General features: G+C 51.8%; 24 protein-coding genes. 12 read left to right on the top strand and 12 right to left on the bottom strand.

Annotation, left to right across the window (positions count from 1 at the left end):
• Positions 1-34 precede the first annotated feature (34 nt).
• The 4 genes from petB (at position 35) to NDI52_RS17700 (ending at position 2,804) form a co-directional block, all read left to right on the top strand.
• Positions 35-703 carry a cytochrome b6 gene (gene petB, locus NDI52_RS17715; protein ID WP_190771645.1) on the top strand — a complete coding sequence of 223 codons (669 nt, stop codon included), beginning with the start codon at positions 35-37 and terminating at the stop codon, positions 701-703.
• Positions 704-808: 105 nt separating this feature from the next.
• Positions 809-1,291: a cytochrome b6-f complex subunit IV gene (gene petD, locus NDI52_RS17710; protein ID WP_190771644.1), complete on the top strand. Its 483-nt coding sequence runs from the start codon at positions 809-811 to the stop codon at positions 1,289-1,291.
• Positions 1,292-1,751: 460 nt separating this feature from the next.
• On the top strand, positions 1,752-2,180 hold the full coding sequence (locus NDI52_RS17705; RefSeq protein ID WP_190771643.1) for an ATP-binding protein: 429 nt from the start codon (positions 1,752-1,754) through the stop codon (positions 2,178-2,180).
• 231 nt (positions 2,181-2,411) lie between these two features.
• Positions 2,412-2,804 carry a hypothetical protein gene (locus tag NDI52_RS17700; protein ID WP_199307956.1) on the top strand — a complete coding sequence of 131 codons (393 nt, stop codon included), beginning with the start codon at positions 2,412-2,414 and terminating at the stop codon, positions 2,802-2,804.
• Between the two features lie 104 nt (positions 2,805-2,908).
• Here NDI52_RS17700 and NDI52_RS17695 read toward each other — a convergent pair whose 3' ends face one another.
• The 5 genes from NDI52_RS17695 to NDI52_RS17675 form a co-directional block, all read right to left on the bottom strand.
• On the bottom strand, positions 2,909-3,382 hold the full coding sequence (locus tag NDI52_RS17695; RefSeq protein ID WP_190771641.1) for a CYTH domain-containing protein: 474 nt from the start codon (positions 3,380-3,382) through the stop codon (positions 2,909-2,911).
• A gap of 84 nt (positions 3,383-3,466) precedes the next feature.
• Positions 3,467-4,453 carry a PfkB family carbohydrate kinase gene (locus NDI52_RS17690; RefSeq protein WP_190771640.1) on the bottom strand — a complete coding sequence of 329 codons (987 nt, stop codon included), beginning with the start codon at positions 4,451-4,453 and terminating at the stop codon, positions 3,467-3,469.
• Positions 4,454-4,650: 197 nt separating this feature from the next.
• Positions 4,651-5,007, bottom strand: a complete 357-nt coding sequence (locus tag NDI52_RS17685) for a DUF4168 domain-containing protein (RefSeq protein WP_347280064.1) — start codon at positions 5,005-5,007, stop codon at positions 4,651-4,653.
• 122 nt (positions 5,008-5,129) lie between these two features.
• Positions 5,130-5,303: a hypothetical protein gene (locus tag NDI52_RS17680; RefSeq protein ID WP_190771639.1), complete on the bottom strand. Its 174-nt coding sequence runs from the start codon at positions 5,301-5,303 to the stop codon at positions 5,130-5,132.
• 94 nt (positions 5,304-5,397) lie between these two features.
• Entirely contained in the window at positions 5,398-5,589 is a 192-nt protein-coding gene (locus NDI52_RS17675; protein ID WP_190771638.1) for a hypothetical protein, read from the bottom strand.
• 300 nt (positions 5,590-5,889) lie between these two features.
• On the opposite strand from NDI52_RS17675, the gene NDI52_RS17670 reads away from it, so the two are divergent.
• Together NDI52_RS17670 and NDI52_RS17665 are read left to right on the top strand one after the other, a co-directional pair.
• Positions 5,890-6,480, top strand: coding sequence for an SRPBCC family protein (locus tag NDI52_RS17670; RefSeq protein WP_190771637.1), 591 nt, complete (start codon positions 5,890-5,892; stop codon positions 6,478-6,480).
• A gap of 22 nt (positions 6,481-6,502) precedes the next feature.
• Complete coding sequence (locus tag NDI52_RS17665) at positions 6,503-7,246, top strand: hypothetical protein (RefSeq protein ID WP_190771636.1); 744 nt, start codon at positions 6,503-6,505, stop codon at positions 7,244-7,246.
• A gap of 69 nt (positions 7,247-7,315) precedes the next feature.
• Here the strand turns inward: NDI52_RS17665 and NDI52_RS17660 are convergent, their stop codons facing one another.
• The 5 genes from NDI52_RS17660 to NDI52_RS17640 form a co-directional block, all read right to left on the bottom strand.
• Positions 7,316-7,876 carry a pyridoxamine 5'-phosphate oxidase family protein gene (locus NDI52_RS17660; RefSeq protein ID WP_190771635.1) on the bottom strand — a complete coding sequence of 187 codons (561 nt, stop codon included), beginning with the start codon at positions 7,874-7,876 and terminating at the stop codon, positions 7,316-7,318.
• 76 nt (positions 7,877-7,952) lie between these two features.
• On the bottom strand, positions 7,953-9,674 hold the full coding sequence (locus tag NDI52_RS17655; RefSeq protein WP_190771634.1) for a hypothetical protein: 1,722 nt from the start codon (positions 9,672-9,674) through the stop codon (positions 7,953-7,955).
• Between the two features lie 2 nt (positions 9,675-9,676).
• Entirely contained in the window at positions 9,677-10,525 is an 849-nt protein-coding gene (locus NDI52_RS17650) for an SDR family oxidoreductase (protein ID WP_242035893.1), read from the bottom strand.
• Between the two features lie 7 nt (positions 10,526-10,532).
• Positions 10,533-11,141: an SRPBCC family protein gene (locus tag NDI52_RS17645; RefSeq protein WP_190771633.1), complete on the bottom strand. Its 609-nt coding sequence runs from the start codon at positions 11,139-11,141 to the stop codon at positions 10,533-10,535.
• 242 nt (positions 11,142-11,383) lie between these two features.
• Positions 11,384-13,243 carry a polyketide synthase gene (locus NDI52_RS17640; RefSeq protein WP_190771632.1) on the bottom strand — a complete coding sequence of 620 codons (1,860 nt, stop codon included), beginning with the start codon at positions 13,241-13,243 and terminating at the stop codon, positions 11,384-11,386.
• Positions 13,244-13,458: 215 nt separating this feature from the next.
• Here NDI52_RS17640 and NDI52_RS17635 point away from each other — a divergent pair, with 215 nt between their 5' ends.
• The 3 genes from NDI52_RS17635 (at position 13,459) to NDI52_RS17625 (ending at position 17,632) form a co-directional block, all read left to right on the top strand.
• Positions 13,459-14,241, top strand: coding sequence for a PD-(D/E)XK nuclease family protein (locus NDI52_RS17635; protein ID WP_190771631.1), 783 nt, complete (start codon positions 13,459-13,461; stop codon positions 14,239-14,241).
• Positions 14,242-15,319: 1,078 nt separating this feature from the next.
• Entirely contained in the window at positions 15,320-15,517 is a 198-nt protein-coding gene (locus NDI52_RS17630) for a hypothetical protein (protein ID WP_348256475.1), read from the top strand.
• 588 nt (positions 15,518-16,105) lie between these two features.
• Positions 16,106-17,632 (top strand): hypothetical protein, encoded by a 1,527-nt coding sequence (locus tag NDI52_RS17625; RefSeq protein WP_190771629.1) that lies wholly within the window; start codon positions 16,106-16,108, stop codon positions 17,630-17,632.
• A 143-nt stretch (positions 17,633-17,775) separates the two neighbouring features.
• On the opposite strand, the gene NDI52_RS17620 is transcribed toward NDI52_RS17625, so the two are convergent.
• Together NDI52_RS17620 and NDI52_RS17615 are read right to left on the bottom strand one after the other, a co-directional pair.
• A complete protein-coding gene (locus tag NDI52_RS17620) occupies positions 17,776-18,039 on the bottom strand; it encodes a hypothetical protein (RefSeq protein WP_190771628.1) in 264 nt (87 codons plus the stop codon).
• Between the two features lie 86 nt (positions 18,040-18,125).
• Positions 18,126-19,991: an AAA family ATPase gene (locus NDI52_RS17615; RefSeq protein WP_190771627.1), complete on the bottom strand. Its 1,866-nt coding sequence runs from the start codon at positions 19,989-19,991 to the stop codon at positions 18,126-18,128.
• Positions 19,992-20,305: 314 nt separating this feature from the next.
• On the opposite strand from NDI52_RS17615, the gene NDI52_RS17610 reads away from it, so the two are divergent.
• The 3 genes from NDI52_RS17610 to NDI52_RS17600 all read left to right on the top strand — a co-directional run bounded on the left by NDI52_RS17610 (position 20,306) and on the right by NDI52_RS17600 (position 23,705).
• The gene (locus tag NDI52_RS17610) at positions 20,306-22,186 is read left to right on the top strand and encodes an ArsA family ATPase (RefSeq protein WP_190771659.1); all 1,881 of its coding nucleotides are present in this window, start codon (positions 20,306-20,308) and stop codon (positions 22,184-22,186) included.
• 532 nt (positions 22,187-22,718) lie between these two features.
• Positions 22,719-22,940 (top strand): hypothetical protein, encoded by a 222-nt coding sequence (locus NDI52_RS17605; protein WP_190771626.1) that lies wholly within the window; start codon positions 22,719-22,721, stop codon positions 22,938-22,940.
• A 3-nt stretch (positions 22,941-22,943) separates the two neighbouring features.
• Complete coding sequence (locus tag NDI52_RS17600; RefSeq protein ID WP_190771625.1) at positions 22,944-23,705, top strand: pentapeptide repeat-containing protein; 762 nt, start codon at positions 22,944-22,946, stop codon at positions 23,703-23,705.
• The last annotated feature ends 166 nt before the right edge of the window (positions 23,706-23,871 follow it).

Genomic DNA, 23,871 nt, shown 5'->3' with positions numbered 1-23,871 from the left:
AAATCGCAGTATTTTATATCCCCCCTCTTGCTTCATGTTTACAAAGCAGGTAACTGACTCCAAAGCCTACCAGTGGTTTGAGGAACGACTGGAAATTCAGGCGCTCGCTGATGACATTAGCAGTAAATACGTTCCTCCTCACGTCAACATCTTTTACTGCCTGGGTGGGATCACACTGGTGTGCTTCCTGATCCAGTTTGCTACCGGCTTTGCCATGACCTTCTACTACAAGCCCACCGTTACTGATGCGTTTGCCTCTGTGCAATACCTCATGACTGACGTGAGCTTTGGTTGGTTGATCCGCTCCATCCATCGCTGGTCTGCCAGCATGATGGTGCTGATGATGATTCTGCACGTCTTCCGCGTGTATCTGACAGGTGGCTTCAAGAAGCCCCGTGAGCTGACCTGGATCACGGGCGTAACTCTCGCTGTGATTACGGTTTCCTTTGGGGTAACGGGCTACTCCCTTCCCTGGGACCAGGTTGGCTACTGGGCAGTGAAAATCGTTTCTGGCGTTCCTGAAGCTATTCCGGTTGTCGGTTCTCTGATGGTAGAACTGCTGCGGGGTGGTCAGAGCGTTGGTCAAGCGACTCTCACTCGTTTCTATAGCCTTCACACCTTCGTGCTGCCCTGGCTGATTGCTGTGTTCATGCTGGCCCACTTCCTGATGATCCGGAAGCAAGGGATCTCTGGGCCGTTGTAAATAACGATTCGCAGGGGCAGGGTAGAATAACTATCCTTCCCCTTTGGTCGCTACTTCCCTTTTTTCAACTCCCTGCAAGCCTTGTTAAAGGAGAACATTTGAGACATGGCCACGATTAAAAAGCCGGATCTGAGCGATCCCGCATTGCGCGAGAAGCTTAAGAAAGGGATGGGTCACAACTACTATGGTGAACCTGCCTGGCCAAATGACTTGCTGTACATCTTCCCCGTGGTAATTCTGGGGACGATCGCTTGCGTCGTTTGCCTTGCGGTTCTAGATCCCGCAGTAGTCGGTGAGCCTGCTAACCCCTTCGCAACTCCTCTGGAAATTTTGCCAGAGTGGTACCTGTACCCTGCCTTCCAAATCCTGCGCGTTGTTCCTAACAAACTGCTAGGAATTTCGCTACAAACTGCGATTCCTCTCGGTCTGATGCTGATTCCTTTCATCGAGAGCGTTAACAAGTTCCAGAACCCGTTCCGTCGCCCTGTTGCGACCACGCTGTTCTTGTTTGGAACTGCGTTCACCCTCTACCTAGGTATCGGCGCAACCATGCCCATCGATAAGTCTCTGACGCTGGGCCTGTTCTAGAGTCGGCTTTAAAAGTTGATGATTCGTGCGCTTCACGTACAAACAATCAACGCTTTCAGCGATTAAACGCGCTCTAGACTCATCTTCAAACATTAACTGCTCGTGCGCTTGCGTACGAGCAGTTCTTCGTTGAACCAGAGCCTTAATACTGCCATCATTTTGCGACGGCAGTATTAAGGCTTTAATGCGAGATGGGGAAATTACTATAACCTTTGTTACTAAAGGTAGTACGTCTCAAGAGGTACTTTTTAGAATAGAATGGGCTTAAAGGCAGGGGTTATCTCTCCGGAAACTTCAGCCTTTAGTATGAGGTGGTGGTCAGGCGCTCCAAAAACCACGTGTTATCAATCAATGACAAAACCCTTGGAGAATCATAGCCTTTTGGCTATATTCGCTACAACAGACGTTAAACTGTGCCTAGTGTGTTCTTAGCTACTTAATTAGGGGATCTGTTAGAGGCGTGTTTCGGCGAACTCATATTACCGTCAGTAGCGATCTTTCTGTAATAAATGATGTGCAAGACTGGTTTCGGCAGTTTTGCAATCCCTACGTCCGCGATTTCAACTGGCTCAAACAGCAATTCTATCCCTTACACCTGGCACTAACGGAAGGCTTTTCCAATGCCGTTCGTCATGCTCACCAGGAATTGCCTTCAGAGACGGAAATCGACCTGGATCTTGCTCTGTGGAACGATCGCATCGAAATTCGTATTTGGGACCGTGGTGAACCCTTCGACCCCAATAGCATCGAAGAACCCGAACTGGGTGTACCTCGCTTAGGCGGCTACGGATGGTTTTTGATCCGTCGTCTTGCTGATAAAGCCGTTTATGAACGAAGCCAGGATGGCCGAAACTGTCTGGTTATTGTGAAGCAAGGTGAAGAAAATTAATCCTCTTTTAATCCAGCAGAGAGGGGGGTAGGGCTTTGTTCCACCTCCCTCTTTGCTCAATTGGAAGATCAGGTATAGGGAAATGACCCTAGCAATGAGTGTGGAAATCTTTCCAATACCCGACCCATCGAAGCAGATTATGCTGGTACTATACAATCCACAACCGGAAGAGCATGTCCCCTCGACGTCGGTTGCCCCGTGCAATAGGAGTCTGCGATGAACCCCAACAATATGACCAGGCTATCTTTTAACCTGTCTGGGATTGGCCTCTGGCTGACCATTTTTGCGGTGATCTGGCTCCTGGGCGCCGTTGGTTTGGGATGGTTAGTCAAGTCAGTGGCCATCCTCCTGGTTTTGCTAGCGGTTGCTCCTGTGATTGCATTTATAGGATTCCGCTGGTGGTTGCGCCGTAACCTGGTAGAAGACGCTTGCCCAGTTTGCAACTACACAAGCGTTGGTCTCAACGGAACCCAATTGCGCTGCCCCAATTGCAGTGAACCCTTGCAAGTTGAGCAAAAGCATTTCATCCGGCTCACGCCTCCGGGAACGGTGGACGTGCAGGCCGTCGAGGTTTCAGCACAGGTGGTCGAGGATACGAGCGATCGCCAGATTACCGGAGCCTAATCATTTCAGTAGGGAAAGGTATCCACACCTATCCCCCTCTTTACTGAGTTGCTCAGATTCTCAGCATTCCCAGTAAAGGAGGGTGTACCCTTAGCGCACACCCTCTACTGCGTGGCCCAAGTTTTGTAAGGATGCCGCATCAGGTAAGCATTGAAATAGCGCAGATCATCTGAAACTTCTTTGCCGATCCAATCAGGAATTTCAACGGCTTGCTCAGGGCTGGTTAGCTCAACCTCTGCCATAATTAGCCCTTCATTCTCTCCAAAGAATTCATCCACCTCCCAGAGACGATCGCCCCAGTGAATTCGGTAGCGTACCTTCTCAATGAGAGGGCGATCGCAAAGATGATCCAGCAATTCCTCCGCCTCAGATGGGGGAATGGAATACTCATACTCACGCCTGCAAATGCCGTCCGTTGCTCCTTTGATGGTGAGATACCCCTGGTCCCCCGCCAATCGAACTCGGACTGTGCGCTCGGGTTGGGTCGTTAAGTACCCTTGTCGGTAGGGGACACCTTCCCCCAAGGTTCGCCACTGGTCACCCACCACCAAAAACTTGCGTTCAATCTCAAAAGGCATAAGCTTACCCTCAAAACTGGGTTCTCTTGGGTTTCATCAATCGGCTGCACATGATTTCGTAGGTTGGCCCACGAAATCACAGCTTCACACCTCCTCGAGTGAGTGCATATATAGGAAGGCTTCGACTTCCCGCGGGTCCGGTTGGGCTGCGATTGCTCCTGCCCGCATGGTAGTCAAGGCTCCTACTGCACTGGCATAAGTGATACATTCCCGAGTCTGTTCCGGGGTTTGAAACAATGTTTCCCCCTGCTGACACAATTGATGCAGGAACCCCGCTAAAAATGCATCACCAGCCCCGGTGGTATCTTCCACATCTACGGGAAAAGCAGGGACAGCTCCCATATGACCTGCGATCGAGTAGGTGCAGCCCCGTTCTCCATCGGTAATCAAAACACCTCTCGCCTGGGGAAGTTGGGCCGCGATCGCCCCCGGATTACGGCTTTCAAACAGCCAATCTGCTTCCTCCGCTGACAATTTAAGATACTGCACCCGATCCAGCAAGCCGCGAATAATCTCGGGCGCGGTATCCGGCGCATCCCAGAACATAGGCCGCCAGTTGACATCCATTAAGACCTGCAGGGAGTGTTGCTCGGCTAGATCGAGCGATCGCCGCACGGCTTCCGCTGTCTCAGGATAGGCCAATTCCAGCGTGCCCATGACGAGAAATTGGGCATGGGTAAAGAGCTCGGCAGGTAAGGTATCAGCACTGAGGAAGGCATCGGCAAATTCAGATGTCGGGTATTTGCCAAAGCCAGCGAAGTGGCGATCGCCCCCTTCCGTACGGGTAACAAACACCGCTCGGGTAGGAGCCGTTGGATGCCGCTGGAGGCCCCGGAGATCTACTCCAATGGTTTCTAATAGCTCGACTAAGGTATCCCCAGTTTGATCGGAACCAACGCAGCCAACAAAAGCAGCAGGGGTACCCAACTTTACTAGCGCACAGGCCACATTTGCTGGGGCTCCGCCCGGATAATCCGTCCAAGACTTCACCTGGTCCAGTGGCAACCCTGGTTGATCTGCCAACTTATCAAACAACACTTCGCCTAAACACAACACCTGAGGATCAGCCACAGTGCTCCCTCAACTCACAATAATTGAATAGTTTTTTAGAGGTGGTTTGAAAGCCCTAAAAGGACCATTTTTCTTGCGCGCTTAGTACACACAAAATCAACATTTCAACTACCCTCTCAACAGGCAATGACAGCCACTTCAAGACAGGCTAAAAGGGGCTGCCCTTCCTATTAAAACGCACTCATTTAATCCCGGTGTTAATCCAAAGGAATTTCCTGAAGTAGAGTTGCAACTCGCTCACCAAATTCTGGGTCGGTATTAGCTAGACCCAACAATTGCAAGTACTCCTGGAGAGTCAACCCCGACGCTTCAATTAAGTGAAAGGCTTCTATTTCAACTTCCTGTTGTAACCGGAGCGATTCCAGTTCGGTTTCGGCGGCTTGCAGGTCGCCCTCACGACGGTCAAGCAGGGCCAGCACTTGCAAGTAAGCCCGGACAAACTGACTGACCTTCTCAAAAGAAATATCCTCTGCCTGAGGATTGGTTGCTGGGGGAAGGGGCTGGGCAACATCTGGCAACGGGGATAGCTCATCCGCAGCCCAGGCAGGAGACACGATTCCGCATAAGATTATTCCGCCCCAGCAAATCCCCAGGAACAGGCGGCATATACGAAGAACCGAGTGGATGAGGCTACTCCGGAGGGGGGAGGGGATGAAATGAGCCGAGCGATTCATCATTACCAGCGCCGCGTCCGCTGCACGATGTCGACAATGCCTGACCCAATCGTCGTGAACATCAACAGCCAGATGACCAACCCGGGAACAAAGGTCAGTATCCCAAAGCCCCGCAGTGCCCAGACTGCAATCAAAATACCAAGGGATGCCAGAAATAGGGTGGTTTCGAGTCTCATAAATCAAGCAGCCATCTAAAAGGGTATTTATACAGCTGATGCCGTGCCTTATCGGCGCGAACAATCAACCGTTTCCCAAACTCCTCAACCCTACTCAACGGGCATTGCGGATACCGGCCAAAATCCCAGAGCCGATCGCCAGCATAACCAGCGCCCAGAGCGCTTCACGGGGAACTTCGCGCAGCCAACCGAAGGACTGAAACAGCAACAGCAGAGCCATCATGACCAGGAGGATGCCGGTGACATAGAGAAAAATAGTAATGGCCAGGTTGGGATTACGTCCCACAATCCTCACTCCACATGATGTCGAACATTGAAAACGGGTACTGAGCTGACCCACTTCAGCAATTTTACGGTACGGCTTCCGGCTTAGAACATCCGTCTCCAATACAGTTACGGATGTTACTGAGACGTTAACATGGGCTATTGTGGCACGAGAGTTGTTGGGTGTGCGACAGGCGTAGACAATTGCAATTTCTTCAACTCTTTATCAAACCTTGAGCCATTCTATGCAAAGTCTGGTGCATAGTGTGAGCAGATGGGCATAAGGGTGCTGGAAGGGTTGGAAATACTTGGAGTACAGGCCATGGTTGGTGGAATTGCATCTCACGGATTTGATGTTCCTGCAGAAGAGCCGAGCGCGATCGCCACGCTACACCCCGGCGAAGGAGCCCGGCTCACCCAGGGAGAAATTTTAGTCGATACCCAGACCCATACAGCCTGGGGAGCTGCTGTTACCGCCCGCATGTTTCTACCGATGCACTTGACCGCTGCCTGGGAACAGCTCACGGATTACCCCCGTTGGGTGCAGTTTTTTCCTGATATTACCCGTAGTGAAGTGGTGTTGGAGCGGAGCGATCGCAGTTGGAAGCGCCTCTACCAGGCAGCCACAAAAAACTTCTTCATATTTCAGGCTCAGGTAGATATTCACCTCAAAGTTTTTGAACAATATTTGAAAGGTCAGCGCAGCCGCATCCAGTTTCGGATGGAGCGGGGCAGCTTCCATGACTTCTCGGCAGATTTACACCTGGAGCAGTACGAGAACGGCACCTTGCTCACCTATCAAGTCAAAGCCACGCCAGCCATTCCTGTCCCTTCGGTCTTTATCCAGCAGGCCATCCGTATGGATTTGCCGGCTAACATGGAACAGATGCGGCGGGTGCTGCTACGAGGCTAGTTTATTACCTCTGGAGATATTTATGGGATTGCGTTCGTTCTTCACAGTGGCTCTTGCAGGGCTAGGTTTGGGCTTACCCGTTTCTGTAGCTATCCCTTCTGGGCTTGCCGTTCCGGCATCCACACCGGACGTGCAAGCCCCTGCAGGTGGCCCCGCAGTTTCGCAAGATAGCCTGCAGCGTTTGAGCTCAATGTTCTCACCCCAAATTCAGACAACGGTGGCTGCTTGTTGGGAACAGGGGAAAGTGAACCTGCAGACCACCCCGGTTAATGGTTGGGTGGTCTGTCAGGACGGCAGTGTTGTTGAAGGCGTGACCTACAATAACTACCTCTCAACAGTCGCGGATGTCATGGCAGCCAGTACCCTGGTGGGCCTCCGAACCGCGATGGATGCTGACCCTCGTCTCACACCTCAGGTATTGGCCACGTTTGTTAACACTGACCAGGGTAGTCAGCTCCTTCAAAATATTGTGCAGTCGGCTATTGTGCAGGGAGGATTGCAGCCCGGCGATAGGCTAGAGTCAGCAGCAGTCCTGACCGATGCGGTCGTATTACGCCTAGTCGATAATTTGCAAGACCCAACCCGCCTCAACAGCCTGCTAGGAACACCTGAACAGTACACTCAGACGGTGGGCCAGTTCTGTGCCTCGCCAGGGATGGACATCGCTGCCGCTCAACAACAAATTGGGTTGGATGCTATTCAGCTCTATGCGGTGTGCATTGAAGAATCGGGTACTATGCAGGAAGCCGTCCGACAGTTGTACTAGATAGCTCAACGCAATTAACCATAAAATCCAAAATGCTGTGTCCCTCGCTTCGCAAGAGACACAGCATTATTATTCTGAGATGGCAGCCCCCAGCGGTGTTGGCATCTGGTCGATGCTGATGACATTCTTTTGTTTCCAGTAGTCCAGTAACCCCTGTTCGCCCTTTTTGTCGGCCCATCGTAGCAGGTCATCCCGCTGCTCATTCAGTGTCATGAGCGGCACACCCATACCGCAGGAGGTCTGAACCCGATCGATGGTAGCTACAATGATTTGGCGGGTGCCTGGGATTTCGGGTAAACAAGCAGCAAGGGTTTGCCACTCGGGCATGGTCGGCAACACAGTTTTGCCGTAGCCATAAAGACGAAGTATCAACGGAGCCCGCTCAAAAGCACAAAACATAAACGTAATGCGCCCATTCTCCTGAAGGTGAGCCGAGGTTTCATTGCCACTTCCGGTGAGATCGCAGTAGGCGACTTGATTGGGTGACAAGACACGCAAGCAATCTAACCCTTTGGGAGACATATTAACGTGGCCAGTTTCGCTGAGGGGAGCTGTGGCCACAAAAAACATGGGCTGCTGGGCAATAAAAGCCTGAAGCTCATCGGTAATACTGTCAAATACTTTAGCCATGGAACGGAGCAGAGGTAGAGGAAAGTGGAGTGTTCGTATCCTGCCAGTTTTTAAGGGTTTGGAAGCGATACTAAAATTAAGGATTTTTTTGCTGAACGCTAGCGGTCGATGCCAGCAGGCAGCGGGCATCGAGCAACGTTAGATCGGGGGTTTGCAGAACCGTGCAGGTTGGAATGTATGGGACGATCGCAGGCAGTTGCTTAGACTTAAGCTGGGCGATCGCGGCCTCCACCGTAGCATTAAACGAGCTGTGATAGAGCCAATCCTGCGAGGGTTGCAGGAAGTAACCGGGGTCGAAGGCATTCGCATCCAGCAACCAGTAGTCAATGCCATAGGTCTCAATCGCCTGCCGCAGAGCAGCCGGGTCGGGGGAGTACTGGCCCTGGATCACAGCCGTAGCTCGTTTCTGGATTTCGGCATAGTAGCGAATGTGGTGGGGCAGGGTCAGTTCGCGACCTACGAGGAGCGATCGCCCCGCAAAGGCTGGAATGTTATTGGCCTCCAGAGCCAGGGACGCAACCTGGATATCCTTGGGTTGCTGGGCCAGGTACTCGTACAGAACAGGAGCTTTGCCCACAATCCAGATTTGAAAAACCCGCAGTAGGGGAGGGTAGAGAGGCACGAACAGGATCGTTGCCAGCCCCAGGGCGACCAATCCTGCCTGAACGTTGTGCCTTATAGAACGAGCAATACGGCGATGGTTCCACCCATGTAGAAACCGCTCCAACAGAACCACCAGGAAAATCGCAGCGGCAATGGACAGCACAAAGCGCCAGGTGTGATACGTGTAGCGATTTGGGAAGTGCAGCCGCAGCAGCAGCAGATGGGCCAGCCCAAATAAGCCGAGTGAGGCAACGACCAGATCGAAGAGCAGCCGACTTTGGGGTTGAATGCGAGACGTTAGCGGAAAGCGCGATTTAGGAAGGAAGGGTAACGCAAAGCCCAACAGAACGACGGTTGGGAAGTAAGGCAACCCAGGCCCAATAGAGCCTTTAAAGAGAAGGCGCAACGCAAGTGGCTCAAAATAAACATTGCGTGCCCCAGGATAATACTCTGCCATAGACCGCATTTGGTCTGCGGTGATCACCGGGCCATACTCTGATACATTTACATCCAACGCAAAAGGGATGAGAACGGCGATCGCGACCCCCAGTCCCAACGCCCACAACCGATAATCTGCCCGGTTGGAGGACAACTGCAGCGTTCGCTTCGACACTTTGATCAGACGCACCGTCAGCACTGCCACTGCGAGAATAGCGAGTTGGGGAAAAACCAGACCCTGGAGAGCGATCGCTCCAATACAGGGCCACACCGCTCCGGCCGCCAGAAAATCTAAAAAAGCACCAAAGATGGGATAAACGAAGGCCCGAGGTGAGGCGGACACCAGGTCATCGTTGAGCCAAATTTGCTGATTGAACAATAACACCGCCAGCACCGCGCCTACGGTGACTGGAAACAGTCGCAGAGTGAGGCGATAAATAAAAAAGGATGCGACAAGAGCTAACAGGGTCGGCAGAACTTTGGCAAAAGCTAGCGGTGCGATGCCAAGAAGAAACGCAAAACGATAAACAGCCTTAAATCCTAGCGGCGCAACGGAATGGAAATAGTTGATACTCCAGTCATTCGGGAACAACTCCGGATCAGCCCAACGTTGCATCCAAACAATGTGATGGCGTACGTCATCCTGAATCACATAGGGTTGATTCAGCCAGAAGATAGCGGAGAGCGCACCGTAAATCAGGGGAATTAGCAGGCTAATTAGCAATCCCTGACGGCGAGTCAGAGCAAAAGAGCGCATGGTTATTGAGGAGAGCGAGGACCAGATTGAGCAGCGACCTCAGCCACTAGCCGGTCAAAATACCAGTTCAGCCCTGGGGCCAGAAGGCTGTGGAGACGGTTGAGGACACTCATTTCCGTGCCAGGAGTAATGGCGAAGACCCGCCGCTCTACCCCACGCAGAATCTCCTGGGCAACGCCATCCGCACTCCAGGTTTCGGCGGTGGCGGTGATACGCTTAGTTTCCTCAGGCTTGGTCCGATTTTCAGCCTCCAATTGAGGGGTATCGGTATCGGGGGGGTAGACGATGGAAACGCCAATGCCAGAAGGTTTCACTTCTCCCCGCAAGGCTTCCGCCAACCCCCGCAACGCAAATTTGGTTGGGCTGTAGGGTGTGTAGCCATACAGCCCAACCAACCCAGCTCCGGACGATACCAGCACCAGATGACCGCGCTGCCGTACCTCCATAGCAGGCAGCACAGCGCGGATGCAATAGAGGGTGCCGAAGTAATTGATCGCCATGGTCTGCTCAAAGATATCGATAGGCAGTTCCCGAAAATATCCGGGATGGGCAATGCCAGCACAGGTAATCAGCAGATCAGGGGTACCCAGAGCCGCGATCGCTCCTGCCATCGCCGCTTCTGCCTGGGTCCGATCGCTAACATCCGCTGAAAACACCTGTACCTGGGTTGAACTTGGGGTGAGGGCGGATTGGGCGATCGCCAACTTGCCGGGGTCACGGGCCACCAGTGACACATTCATACCTGCCTGCACCAAACGATGGGCTGTTGCTAAGCCAATACCGCTCGAGCCCCCCGTAATAATGGCGTGTCCCCCGGCAACGATGCTCCCTGAATTCTGCATTTTAGCCATACTTGCCTTAGCCTTCTGCTCTACGTTCCATCTCTTGCTTCAAGGCACCCAGGGTATCCCGCAAGCTATTGCGGTAGATATTAAAGAAGAGGCCTCGGTTATCTGGCCCTGGATCCACATTAACCCGATGGGTCACCACGACCTGATTTGGGTTGTTCGGTACAGGGTCAATCTGCCAGCTGCCAGCGACACTTTCGACATCGCCCTCGACCAGTTGAAAGTCAATCGCCCGGGGGAAGTTCTCAGTGGTTGCAAGCCGGACCCGAGTCCGGCGATTGAAAAAGGCCACTCGCACTTCATTGACCTGCTCAAATACCCGGCGGTTACCTTCACTGGCCAACAACTGGCTGGAGGCCACACCTGGTAGGAAGTTCTCAAAGTTGTCGTAGTCGGTCAGAACCTGCCAGGCCATTTCTGCTGGAACATTGACCAGCACTTGGCCTACAAATTGCCCCTCATCTCCTGATACCACTGGCCGGCCCGATTGCAAATCTCGATTCTGAGCCGTTTGAGCCACTAATGTGCCGGTTTGAGCCTGACTAGCAGACAGATAGGTGAGAGGGAGGATCAGGGCGATCGCCACAACCGAAAGAAAACGAAGGGGAAACAATTTCACAGTTCAAACGTTGACGAAAGGTTTACAGGAAAGAGACGGCAGTCTTTGTCTCTTTGTTCGCGAAAACGCCCGGATAGAAGTTATGGACAATTGTATAGCGATAGTCGCGGCGCCTCAGCCGTAAAAGAAATGCACGAACTAAGGAGATTTCTACATAAGAATTTATCTGGGATGTGGGTGCTTTGCCCGCTTCGCAGGGAAAGCACCCACATCCCGGAGGTAATTTTATTACTGGAAATCTCCTAAGCATTCCTTTTAGGAACAATGCGATAGGTTTGACGCTGAAACGGGTAAGTCGGCAGTGGAATTCGACGGTTCCCACGGGACGGATGAACCTTCGACCACTCCAACCCATATCCCACGATGTAACGCTCCGCCAGTTGGTGACAGGCTTCGAGAGACGGCTTTGCCTCCCACTCTGTCAACTCAGACGTTGCAGCACGCCCTTGATAGACAAAAGCGTCTGATTCGCCGCGCAGATAGGCGGAAATGCGATCGCTCAACTCTGCCATAGACTGCGCCACAATTGCGAGCCGTTGGGGGAAGTGCGATCGCCCTACGGCGGCTGTCCAACACACATCTCCCAACCGTAGCTCAGGGTGTTTCTGAATATAAGCCTGGTAGCGCTCAGCAAGTTGCCGCAAGGCCGTTTCATCACGGGCAGAAAGGCACAGCACATTCCATCCGGGCAAATCTTGATCAACAGCAATGGGCACCGCTTCGTCAGGGGCATCGGCCAGCACCACATGGGCATTGGTACCGTTGAATCCAAAAGCGCTGACGCCAGCAATTCGGCGATCGCTCCCCTGCGGCCATGCGACCGGAGTTGTAGGCACCTGAATCGGCAATTCAGCCCAGGGTACATGTGGATTCGGCGTCTGATAATGCAGGTTGGGCGGAATTTGCTGATGTTTCAGAGCCAGCACTACCTTTAACAATCCAGCAATCCCGGAGGCTGCTTCCAGATGCCCAATGGTTGGCTTGACAGAGCCCAGGATGAGAGGCTTACCACTGGCGCGATCGCCTCCAAACACGGCCCCCAAGGCATTCACCTCAATCGGGTCTCCCAGTGCTGTGCCCGTACCGTGGGCCTCCAGATAACTCACCTGCTCCGGCTGCACCCGGCTATTGTCAAGCGCCTGCCGCACCAGGGCTTGCTGAGAAGGGCCATTGGGCACGGTCAGGCCACTGGTGCGCCCGTCGTGGTTGACCGCTGAGCCGAGAATCACGGCGTGAATGCGATCGCCATCGCGCTCAGCATCCCGCAGCCGCTTCAACACCACCATGCCACACCCTTCCGCTCGCACAAAACCATTGGCGTCGGCATCGAAGCTGCGGCAACGCCCATCGGGCGAGAGCATCCGTGCCCGCGCAAAATTAATTCCGGGTTCGGGTGACAGGATACGGTTCACGCCTCCCGCCAGAGCGAGGTTACATTCCCCATTGCGAAGACTCTGGCAGGCCAGGTGAACGGATACCAGGGAAGAAGAGCATGCCGTATCCACGGCCAGACTAGGCCCTGTCAACCCTAACAGATAAGAGAGACGGCCAGCAGCCACGCTGTGGGTGTTGCCCGTGGCCAAATAGGCGTCAATCTGCTCCGGTGCCTGATTGAGGAGTTGTTGCCAGTAGTCAATGCTGCAAATTCCAACAAAAACCCCGGTCAGGGAAGCATTTAGGGAATCGGGGGCGATCGCTCCATGTTCTAGAGCCTCCCAGCTCACCTCCAGGAGTAGCCGTTGTTGTGGGTCGAGAGAAAGGGCTTCCCGAGGGGCCATGCGGAAAAAGGGAGCATCAAAATCCCACAGATGAGGCACAAACCCACCGCGCCGGGGGCAGCCCGGTAACGCTGGATCAGGGCTGTCATAGTCATCGGGGTTCCAGCGATCGCCCGGCACGTCAGTAATGGCATCTTGCGACTGATGCAGAACACTCCAAAAACTGTCGGGCGAATCAACGCCTCCCGGCAAACGACAGCCCAAGCCAATGATGGCGATCGGTTCGGTGCGCGCCTGTTCCAGGGCATCAACCTTAGCTTGCAGTTCTTTCAGGGCAAGTAAGGCACGTTTAGTCGGTGACAACGAGTCGGGCTGTTCTGCCATGGAGCGTGCGTCGGTCTATGCAAAAGCGTTAATCCTGCTCAGTATGCCAGATAGTGCGGGAATACTGGTGAAGGAAGGGGCCAGTTATAACGATGACCCTCTAGTGCAGGCATGTCTTTGAGAGCTTGAGTGAGTGCAGCCTGGCCAGGCTCAAAAACATGCTTGAATCACCCAGGAACGTTATAACAATCAAACATCATTAACATCGCTGCATCATGATGCAAATTTCTCAAGGGCATTTAAATACGTTGGATTATTGCCCCCGGCTCTTTCAACATATTTACCTCGACCAATTAAGTATTCCACTGACCTTTGAGCAGCAGGAGGCGATGGCCCGAGGTAGCCGCTTCCACACATTGATGCAGCAGCACGAATTGGGGCTCTCTACCCAGGTGCTGGGTGAAGATGCGGCCCTCAGTGAACTAATGGAACGCTTTCTGGCAACGGCCCCAGATGTGATGCGGCGCGACCATGCGCTATTTCGGCAAAGTGAACATCGCCGTCAAATCGTCTTTCAAGATTTTCTGATGACCGTTGTCTATGACCTGTTGATTCTGGAGCCAGAGCAGGCCGATATTTTGGACTGGAAAACAGGCTTGGGTCTACCATCAGCCCAGAAGCTAGAACGCAACTGGCAATTCAAGCTGTACCCCTTCGTTCTGGCAAAAACGAGTTCTTACTTACCCGAACAAATCACAATGACCTACTGGTTTGTGCAACCGGGAGGGCCTGACGAAGCTTCAAACCCTCAAATGATGCGATTTCCCTATGCGGCGGAGAAACATCATGCGATCGCCGAAGAACTTAGCATCCTACTGGCCCGCTTAGAGCAATACCTGGAAGATTACCGGGCTGGACAGTTCCTTCCCCAGGTTGATGACGGAAATGGGCATTGTGAAGCATGTCCCTTTGCAATACGGTGCGATCGCAGTTCTATCCATCGCACGTCAGAAGCTACATTGCCCGCTCTAAATGACATCCATGAAGTCATTATTTAACCTCAGTTCAGGATAGGCTGAAGTGCCCTTAGCGCGAGCTTTGCGCACTCAAAAATACCCTTAACCCGAACTCGGGTTATTTAATATGCATATTCGCTCAACTTGATCAGGAAAAGAGAACCTGAGGTTAACCTCAGGTTCTCTTTTCCTGATCAAGTTGAGCTTTGCAACAAGAACAAATTACTGACAAGTAATATCAACCTTTAACCTTTGCAATTTCTTAAAAGCAACCCACTTGAGTAATGACATCTTTGATACAAAATTAATTCATCCAAAAGGCATAGCCGGACAATTAGTCTTGCAAGAAGCAGTTTCTATCTAAAGAGGGATGCCAGCCATATAGAAGCAAAGGCTTAATTCCTGGTCTTATTAAAACCCTTAAACCTCGATACAACCTAATGGTATTCCTTAAAACTATCTATTAACAACCTGAACCATTTTCTAAAGACTGATGCTCTAGCTGAAAAACACATCTAAGATGGAAATACCTGCAATTCAGGGCTTTTGAACGTATTGATAGATGCCTTCTGCTATTTGTATACGGTTTAACTGAAAAGTCTCCCTAAAGACAGGTGTAATAGGTAAAGGAGGGATATGTAAATGACCGGAGAGCTTTGTAACTTTCTCTTTAGTTTTCTTGTATTTTTGCTTCTATTTAAATTAGATTTAATATTAGCAAATCAGGGATTACTCGGTTATCAGTTCTGGTTCAATTACACCAAAGTAATCCCTCGGCAGTAGAACTCCTGAAAGCATTAAGTTACGATAACTTTCAGAGGTTAGTAGAAGCAGTTTTGACAACTGCCTAAGAAACGAGAAGCTAAGATATTTGCTCCCTACTTCTTGGCATTGTTTCTTTCAAAATCTCCCTCTTGATTGTTCTCTTAAGCTCCCTGACTATCTGCTAAAAATTGTTCTTTTTCCTGTTTTGTAGCTATCTACTTCGTGCAACCGCTTTCAATCCAGCGCTATCTAAAGGTCCAGACATTAAGAAGTCTTCACCTTAAGATGCAGACGCTGAGGGATTGTTCCCGGAACCTCAAACAATTTTAATTAACCTATTTGGCATTTGATGACTATGAATACTTGTCCTTGCTGCTCCGAACCACTACTGCGTCATGCTCAACGTGGCCGCATTTACTGGTTCTGCCCCCATTGCCATCAAGAAATGCCAAATCTTTCCACGCTGATTCTGGCTAATTCTCAAGCGGCAGTTTTGACAAGTGCAGATAACTCTCGGCCTAAGCCTCAAGTGCTGTCCTATGCTGGGTTTTAAGTTTTGTTTATGAAGGTTGGTTTTTCGGGCTGCTTGTTAGAAAAACCGATCTAATCAAGTTTCAAACCCTCATTTATTGCTCTACTTAATTTTTGATAGGACACAAGGAAGGGTTAGGGGTTTACCTTAACCCTTTTCTCGTATTCATCTACTTAACCTCAGTTCGGGATAAGCTGAAATGCTCATTTTGGCGTGCGCAAAGCGCACGCCAAAATGAGCGTTTTCAAGTACCGCGCGTTGCGCGGCACTCGAAAACGCCCTTAACCCAAACTCAGGTTACTTACTCTCCGCTGAAAGTAGCCATCTTTAGCCTCAGGACAGGACGAAACATAAAACTACCTCTAAAACCCAGTTTTTTCGTTGTGAGGGCTTCATCGCCACAATGGAAAAACTGGGTTTTAGAGGTTTTGTCCCATACTGAGATCTTTAACTGTAGATAACAGGTGCGAGGGGTGCATCCCACTTTTGCAAATTTGGAAACCCACTTACAAAAGTAGGATGCACCCGGTGCGAGGGCTCTGGGCTGTTGTACCTCCGACGGTACCTGTGATACGGTTCTGGGTGTTTTCTCTAGCAAGTCAAACTTCTATGAATCTCCCCTTAGTATTTGATATTGCACTAGGGCTCATCTTTATATTTCTAACTCTCAGTTTGTTAGCGTCAGAAGTCCAAGAACTGATTGCAACCCTGCTTCAGTGGCGGGCAGAACATCTTAAGCGCTCCATTGAAAACCTGATACTGGGCCAGGGCGAACAGGATCCGGCTTATCAGGAATTTGTGAATGAACTATACCGAAGCCCGTTAATCCGAGCCTTGAATCAGGAAGCCAAAGGAATTCTTCCTCGCTTCTTCCGGGATGTTGTACATGGAAGCGGAAGTGTAGTTCGTTCTGTGACGGGTCGTCAGGAAACGTTCGGGGGAAACAGAACCGGGCCGTCCTATATCCCTGCTCCAAGCTTTGCAGAAGCATTACTGCAAAAGCTTGGTATCGATGGCCTAGCACAGCAAGCCAGCGAACTAACCTTGAGACAGTTGTGCCGCGAACGGATAACGATGCTAGAGCGACTCCTTCAGTCCCTTCGCAATAGTGCTGGCGATGATTCACTGCTAGCAATAGAATTTGAAAGTTTAAAGCGCCAACTAATTGAGATTACTCGAGATTTCAAAGGTAACCGAATTCCTTTGTCGTTGGCCCTGGAGCAGGCGATCGCCCAAATCTCTCAGTTCCTCGACAATACAGAGCGCTTCCTGGATCACAACGACCAAAATTACGCCATCATTCGTACACGGTTGCCCTTTTTACGTCAGTCAATCCTTCAGAAGAAACTAGAACCCACGATCTATGAACTTCTAGAGGTCGTCGTTAGAAATGATGTAGAGGTGCCAGCGGAATTAGCCGAGACAGTTCAGGAATTGCGTCAACGGCTCCGGTTTATTCCTCCAGAATTGCGCTCTAACATTCTGTCACTGGCCCAGCAAGCCCAATTAAAAGCAAGCAACCTGCGGGACGGTGTTCGCCAATTGCAGGCCGAGATAGAAACCTGGTTTGACCGCTCGATGGATCGGGCATCGGGAGTTTATCGCCGCAATGCTAAAGGGTTTGCTATCATTCTGGGCATTTTGACAGCAATGGCCACGAATGCTGACGCGTTTCTGATGGTGGAACGCTTATCCCAAGACACAGCCATTCGGACGGCCCTCACACAAACAACCGATCAATTGATTAGCCAGCAGTTTCAACGAGATAACTTCCCCGATGCCGTGGGTGGAACAACCCCAGATATCCCAACCAATGAACCTGGCAATCCAACCGAAGTACCCACTACTGGAGAAGCTGATGCCCGTGCCTTAGAGCAAAACTTGAGCAGTGTCAAAGACGCTTTGGGTGATGTATTGGGTGATATTCCGCTTCCCCTGGGCTGGAATTCTGACAATCTTAGACGCCAATTTCCAGCAGAGAGCAACCGCTTTCTCACCATACCCAAGTCACTTCTGGGTTGGCTGGTTACTGGAATTGCCATCTCTATGGGTTCGAGCTTCTGGTTTGACCTGCTGGGCAAAATCGTGCGGGTACGGAACACAGGCACACCGACCAAACCCAGCTCTAGCGATTAATATTGCTATTCGGCTGCAATTGAATCAGCGCTGATGCCAGACGTAGTAAGCTTTAGCAGCAATACAACGGCACAAACTCCATTAACAACGATTGAGGGTGACGTTTTTGCGCCACCCTCAATCGTTTGGTTCTTTCGCTAAGACTACGCTTGAACGCGCCGTTCAAATTCGGCACGGGTATCTTCGACCTGTGCGAGAGCTTGGGTATACAACTCGCTATGCTCGGCTTTGAGCCAGGCCAACAGACGGTTAATTTGAGCGTTTCGCAGTTCCAAATCGGCCTGGAAAATGGTGGCGATCGCCATGTGCTGAGCGTACTGCTCTGGATGGCCCTGAGCAACAAAACTCGCCATTAGTACAGCCAGAGCCTGCTGCTTGACGGGGTCGGGCGTGGGTGAAGTAATCATCGGAATTTTTGAATTGCAGAGGTTAACAGTTGAAATCCTTCTGAAGAACGCTCGCTCAGGCGGATACCATTTGCGAGTGGTCAGGATTAAGCACGGTTTTTCTGAGCTTCCAATAGCTCAAACGCGTGGGCAAAGTCTTCCGTGGTGATTTGCAGGGTGCTGGGGTCCTCCTGTCCTTCCGCCCGGAAGCGACGAATGGCTTCCAGGGCAGCCTGGTTACTCAGGAGAGCCAGATCGGCACCGTTCCAACCGTCGGTCTGGGCAGCCAGAGCCGCAAGATCCACTTCGGACAAGGGGCGATCTTCGTTATGGACTTGCAGAATCGCCAGACGGCTCGGCTCGTCAGGCAAGTCAATTTTAATTTGTAGGTCGAGACGACCCGCTCGTAGTAGTGCGGCATCCAGGGCATCAGGGCGGTTCGTAGCTCCCACAAGCAGCACATTCGTGGCGTCCTGAAGCCCATCCAATTCCGTGAGAAGCTGACCGACGACGCGATCGCTCACCCCTGAATCTCCAGAGAACTTACCCCGAGCCGGAGCCAGGGTATCAATCTCATCCACAAACACTACACAGGGCGATGCCTGACGCGCCTTTGTAAACAGTTCTCGCACAGCCTGTTCGGCAGCGCCGACCCATTTACTGAGCAGCTCGGGGCCATTCACTGCAATAAAGTTAGCTCGGGCCTGAGTGGCGATCGCCTTGGCCAATAAAGTTTTTCCGGTTCCCGGAGGCCCCCATAGCAAAATGCCGCGAGGTGCCTTTGCCCCTGTTCTCTGATACAACTCGGGGTACAACAGCGCCCCTTCAACCGACTCCTGAAGCTTCTGCTTCGCCAGTTCTAACCCACCGATGTCATCCCACTCCACCTTCGGAGCTTCAACTTCGATCGATCGCAGCACCGAGGGCTTGATTTCACGAATCGCCTGGAGAAAATCCGTCTGGTTCACCGTCATATCGTCGGGAATGGGACCGCTGAGAGATGGCACCTGACGGCGCAGGGCAGTGTAGGCGGCCTTTTGGCAAAGCGCTTTGAGGTCAGCTCCAACCATCCCGACGGCGAGGTCGGCGATCGCTCCCAACTCCACCGTTTCATCCAACGGCATGGCCCGTGTCTGAATCCGCAGAATCTCCAGACGACCATCGCGATCGGGCACGCGGAACTGCACTTCTCGATCAAAACGACCCGGACGACGTAGAGCTGGATCCAGGTGATCGGGGCGGTTGGTAGCCGCCAACACCAGAACACCATTGGTAGCAGCGAAACCATCCATCAGGCTCAGCAGCTGTGCAACGAGGCGCTTTTCGACTTCCCCTTCAACCTTGCTGCGATCAGGGGCAAGGCTGTCAATTTCGTCAATAAATACCAGACAGGGAGCTGCTTTCGAGGCCTTCTCAAAGACTCCACGTAGCTTTCCTTCAGCCTCGCCATAATACTTGCCCATCACCTCAGGGCCAACGATAGCGATGTAATTCACACCCAATTCGTCGGCCAGAGCACGAGCGGTCAAGGTTTTACCCGTTCCGGGTGGCCCAACCAGCAGAACGCCACGGGTCGGCTCCAACCCAAGTTTTTTCAATAGGTCAGGGCGTTTTAGGGGCAACTCCACTAACTCACGCAATTCCTGCAAGATTGGCCCTAAGCCGCCCACATCCTGGAGAGTGGGTGGTTCCGCAGACGGCTGGTCGTCTTCAGAGGATGTTGAGGATGTTGTAGAACCGGAGTCCTTGGGGGGTGGGGGAATAATCACCGGATCATCGGCAGTACTAGCGGGGGCATTGGGGCGAATCCGACTGGTGCCGATATTGGTAGGTCGATTCCCCTGACGGGGAATACTACTCAGAGGGCGAGTGTTGATCTGAACATTAGTCTGGAGTTCTCCCTTCTCCGCCTTCTCTTCTAGAAGTTTTGCCAATTCCAGGAGTTGCTCAAAGCCTTTAAATAAGTCGCTCATGGGTGAGTCCGGTGACAACCGTTGGGTAGTGGCTGTTGAAAAGGGGCGCAATCACTTCAGGAATGGCCCGGTAGGCTGATCTATTGAAAAGTCGCGCCCCGATTCAAAAATTGCCTAAGCCCTTCTTCGACCTAGTATTCCCCGCACCAGGAAACCATTACCTTTAAAAAAACATGGACGTTACGTTTCATCGCAACTTTTCCCCTGAAACGGATGGCAACTCTGGAATCAATAGGTTAGAAGCAACACCTCAGATGCCAATAACACTGGAGTACCCCGTGGGGCTAACGCCGTTTCATCACTTACACCTGGCAATGTTTAGCGGCAAAGGAGGCGTCGGAAAAACGACCCTCTCCTGTGGTTTTGCCCGTGCCTGGGCACAGCAATTTCCCAACGAGCGGGTCTTGCTGCTATCCACCGATCCGGCTCATTCCTTAGGGGATGTGTTGCAAATGACGGTGGAGGACAGCCCCCACCCCATGCCAAATCTGCCCAACCTACAGGTGCGCGCGCTTGACGCTCAACGCCTTCTAGCCGACTTCAAGAATCGGTACGGCAAGGTTTTGGAACTACTCGTGGAGCGGGGTAGTTTTGTTCAAGGGGAAGACCTTAGCCCGGTGTGGGATTTGAGCTGGCCAGGGCTCGATGAATTGATGGGCATTTTGGAGATTCAGCGCATTCTGAGAGATCAAGAAGCGGATCGGGTCGTGGTGGATATGGCCCCCAGCGGCCACACCCTTAACCTGTTCGGACTCATGGACTTTCTAGATGAGTTTTTGAAAGCGCTGGATCTATTCCAGGAAAAGCATCGCGTCATCAGTGAAAGCTTTGGGGGCCGTCATCAGCGAGATGAAGCGGATGACTTCCTGATCGAGATGCAGGAAGACCTGCGGACTGGGCGCGAGTTGCTGCAGAATAGCGATCGCACCGCTTGCCTCATCGTCGCTATCCCAGAACCCATGAGCTGGTGCGAAACTCACCGCTTCCTGGATGCCCTATTAACCCTGAACATTCCCGTCGGTGGCATCTTTCTCAATCACTGGCTTCCCGCTGATTCTGCTGTAGACCGTCGAGTAGAACAGCAACATTTATTGGAAAAGTTCCGGGCGATCGCTCCCAGTCCCCTCTTCTGCATCCCTCAGCAAAACAACGAACCTGTCGGAGCCGAAGGGTTGGATCGGCTAATGGCTCAACTGGTTACAGCCCCTGACAGCGTGGGAGAAGTTACACCGGAACAACGTTCCTTCCAGCTTCCGCCCATCTATGCCCCGGGCTTTGAGGATTTTGTAACAGCGGGACGGCGGTTGGTCATTGTCGGGGGCAAGGGGGGTGTCGGGAAAACGACCGTATCGGCAGCGATCGCCTGGGGCTTGGCAGCCCGTCATCCTGATCAATCCGTTCGCATTATCTCCATTGACCCGGCTCATTCCCTGGGTGATGCCTACGGTACGCTGTTGCAACATGAAGCCACCGCTATTACAGCAAACTTGAGTGGCCAGGAAGTGGACGCCGAGAAAATTCTCCAGCAGTTCCGCGAAGATTACCTTTGGGAATTGGCAGAAATGATGAGCGGTGAGACTGGAAGCGATGACTTGCGAGTAGCCTATGGGCCAGAAGCCTGGAAGAAAATTGTCTCTCAGGCACTTCCTGGCATTGATGAGATGCTGGCTTTAATTACAGTCATGGAATTACTGGAAAGCGGGGAACAGCAGCTCATTGTGCTGGATACAGCTCCCACAGGGCACCTGCTTCGCTTCCTGGAAATGCCGACCGCTCTGGGAGACTGGCTCGCCTGGATCTTCAAACTCTGGTTGAAATATCAAGATGTTGCGGGCCGTGTCGAGCTGATGGGCCGTCTCCGCACCCTACGAAAGCGTGTGATGGATGCGCAGAAAAAGCTGAAGGATCCAGCCTATACAGAGTTTATTGGTGTGGTGCAGGCACAATCACCCATTCTGGCGGAAGCAGAGCGGTTGACGCAGTCGTTGAAAGAGATGGCGATCGCCCAACGCTACATCGTCCATAATCGCTACGAAGTCGGCTATGAAATTCCGGCAGAACAGTTTTGCCAGCAATCCATCGTACGCTTGGCCCAACTTCCCCGCCTGATTCCTGCTGGCAATGGTTATGCCGATGCACCTCTAGGGCAGGTGCAAATCGCGGCCTCACTTTTATTTAACCTCAGTTCGGGTTAAGGGCTTTTTCGAGTGCCGCGCGACGCGCGGCACTCGAAAAAGCTTATTGTTGCGTGCGCTTAGCGCACGCAACAATAAGCTTTTGGGCTTATCCCGAACTGAGTTTGTTTAATTGACAGGACTGATATGATTTGACAGCAAGTTATGAGGTCTTGACGTAAATACAGCGGTAGATTCCAATGCTGGTTATTCTCGAGAGCTGGTGTTAATGCCATTCGAGGCTTGGAAAGCCTATTTCCACGGCCTTTCATTGAAGTATTTGTGAATCTCAACCCATGGGTCAGCAATCTCTTCTAAATAGGGGGGATTATAATGAAGAGATGAACATCGTGGATCTCCCCATGCGCGCTCGCGTAGTAGGGGTTATTATCACAGTACTTTGGCAATAGAAAACTGGCTTTTGCCGCTATGAGTTCATCAAATACTTGATGGCTCATGGCATTAGAGAAGTTCGGTTAAGGGCTCCGCTGTTGTCACTGACCCAGAGGGACACCATCTTCCACATCCATTCGTAGAGTTCTGGTTATCTGTTATGCTTCATGCAGAGCGCTTTGAGGATCATCGGGGGCAATCGGTTAGCACGCCTGAAGTCAAACGAGCTTCTCTCAGTTCCCTTACCCCCAGTCCCAGTGAAGCGGCTGATCTCGAAGCACTCCTAGCTGAGAATTTGAGCCCTAATAAGCGCGCTGTTGTCCAAGCCCTCATCCACACGTGGGAAGCCAATCGCAAGGTACGACTGGAGCATACAGGTTAAGATGTGTCCGATGAATCACCTTCTTTAAGGAGACTGATCGAGCTCATTCAGAAAAAGCTTGGTTCCGACACAGATCCGTCTTCCTTAGAGTTAATTGATCTCATTAAGAAGGTCGTCCTGGCAGACACGGACGATTTTTTAGAATTAACGCGGTTGGCTGGCCTCAGCCCCCTCGAAAGCTATGCAGGCCAAAATCTTGTCGGTGTCAATTTAGATGACGCAGATCTCGCTAACGCCGATTTTTCCCGAGCAATCCTCATCCGTTCCAGTTTTTGTAGAGCCGAGTTAAGTAGTGCCAACTTAAATAAGGCTAATCTCACCAGTGCAGCCTTTGCTCAAGCACGTCTGATCAGCGCCACCTTAATGGATAGCAACTTGACCAACGCGGTCTTCAGTGGCGCAGACCTGACAAATGCCAAGCTCAATCAGTCCGTTCTAAAAATGGCAGATTTGAGTGACACGCATTGCATCTGTGCAGAAATACGGTTCGCTGATCTGACAGGGGCTACCCTTTGCCGTGCTCGCCTAGAAGAGGCCAATTTATCATCCACCAACTTCCGCCGTGCCAACCTAACCCGCGCAAATCTTCAAGGAGCCAATCTATTCGGGGCAGATTTTTCCAGCACGCTGCTTTACCGAGTAAATTTTAATGACACTAACTTAGATGGCGTCAAGGTTGAAGGAGCCCACTTCAGCGCTAACCCTGGCATTAACCGCGAGATACGCCGCGATCTGATCCGCCGGGGGGCAATCTTTGAGGATTGATATTCGATGGAGGGGGCTTCACACGCTTTACATTGCATCGAGGTTCAACTGCTGGTTATATAGCGCTACCATCCATGTGTGAACCACGAGAGCGCTATTAGAGCGCTTTTCAAGCGCTTACAATCTGGTTGTTTTTGTGAGAGCCGCGCGGCTCTCACAAAAACAA

The organism is Leptolyngbya sp. PL-A3 (genome assembly GCF_039962325.1).
Lineage (GTDB): Bacteria > Cyanobacteriota > Cyanobacteriia > Elainellales > Elainellaceae > Vacuolonema.
This window is presented reverse-complemented; position numbering and strand designations above follow the sequence as displayed.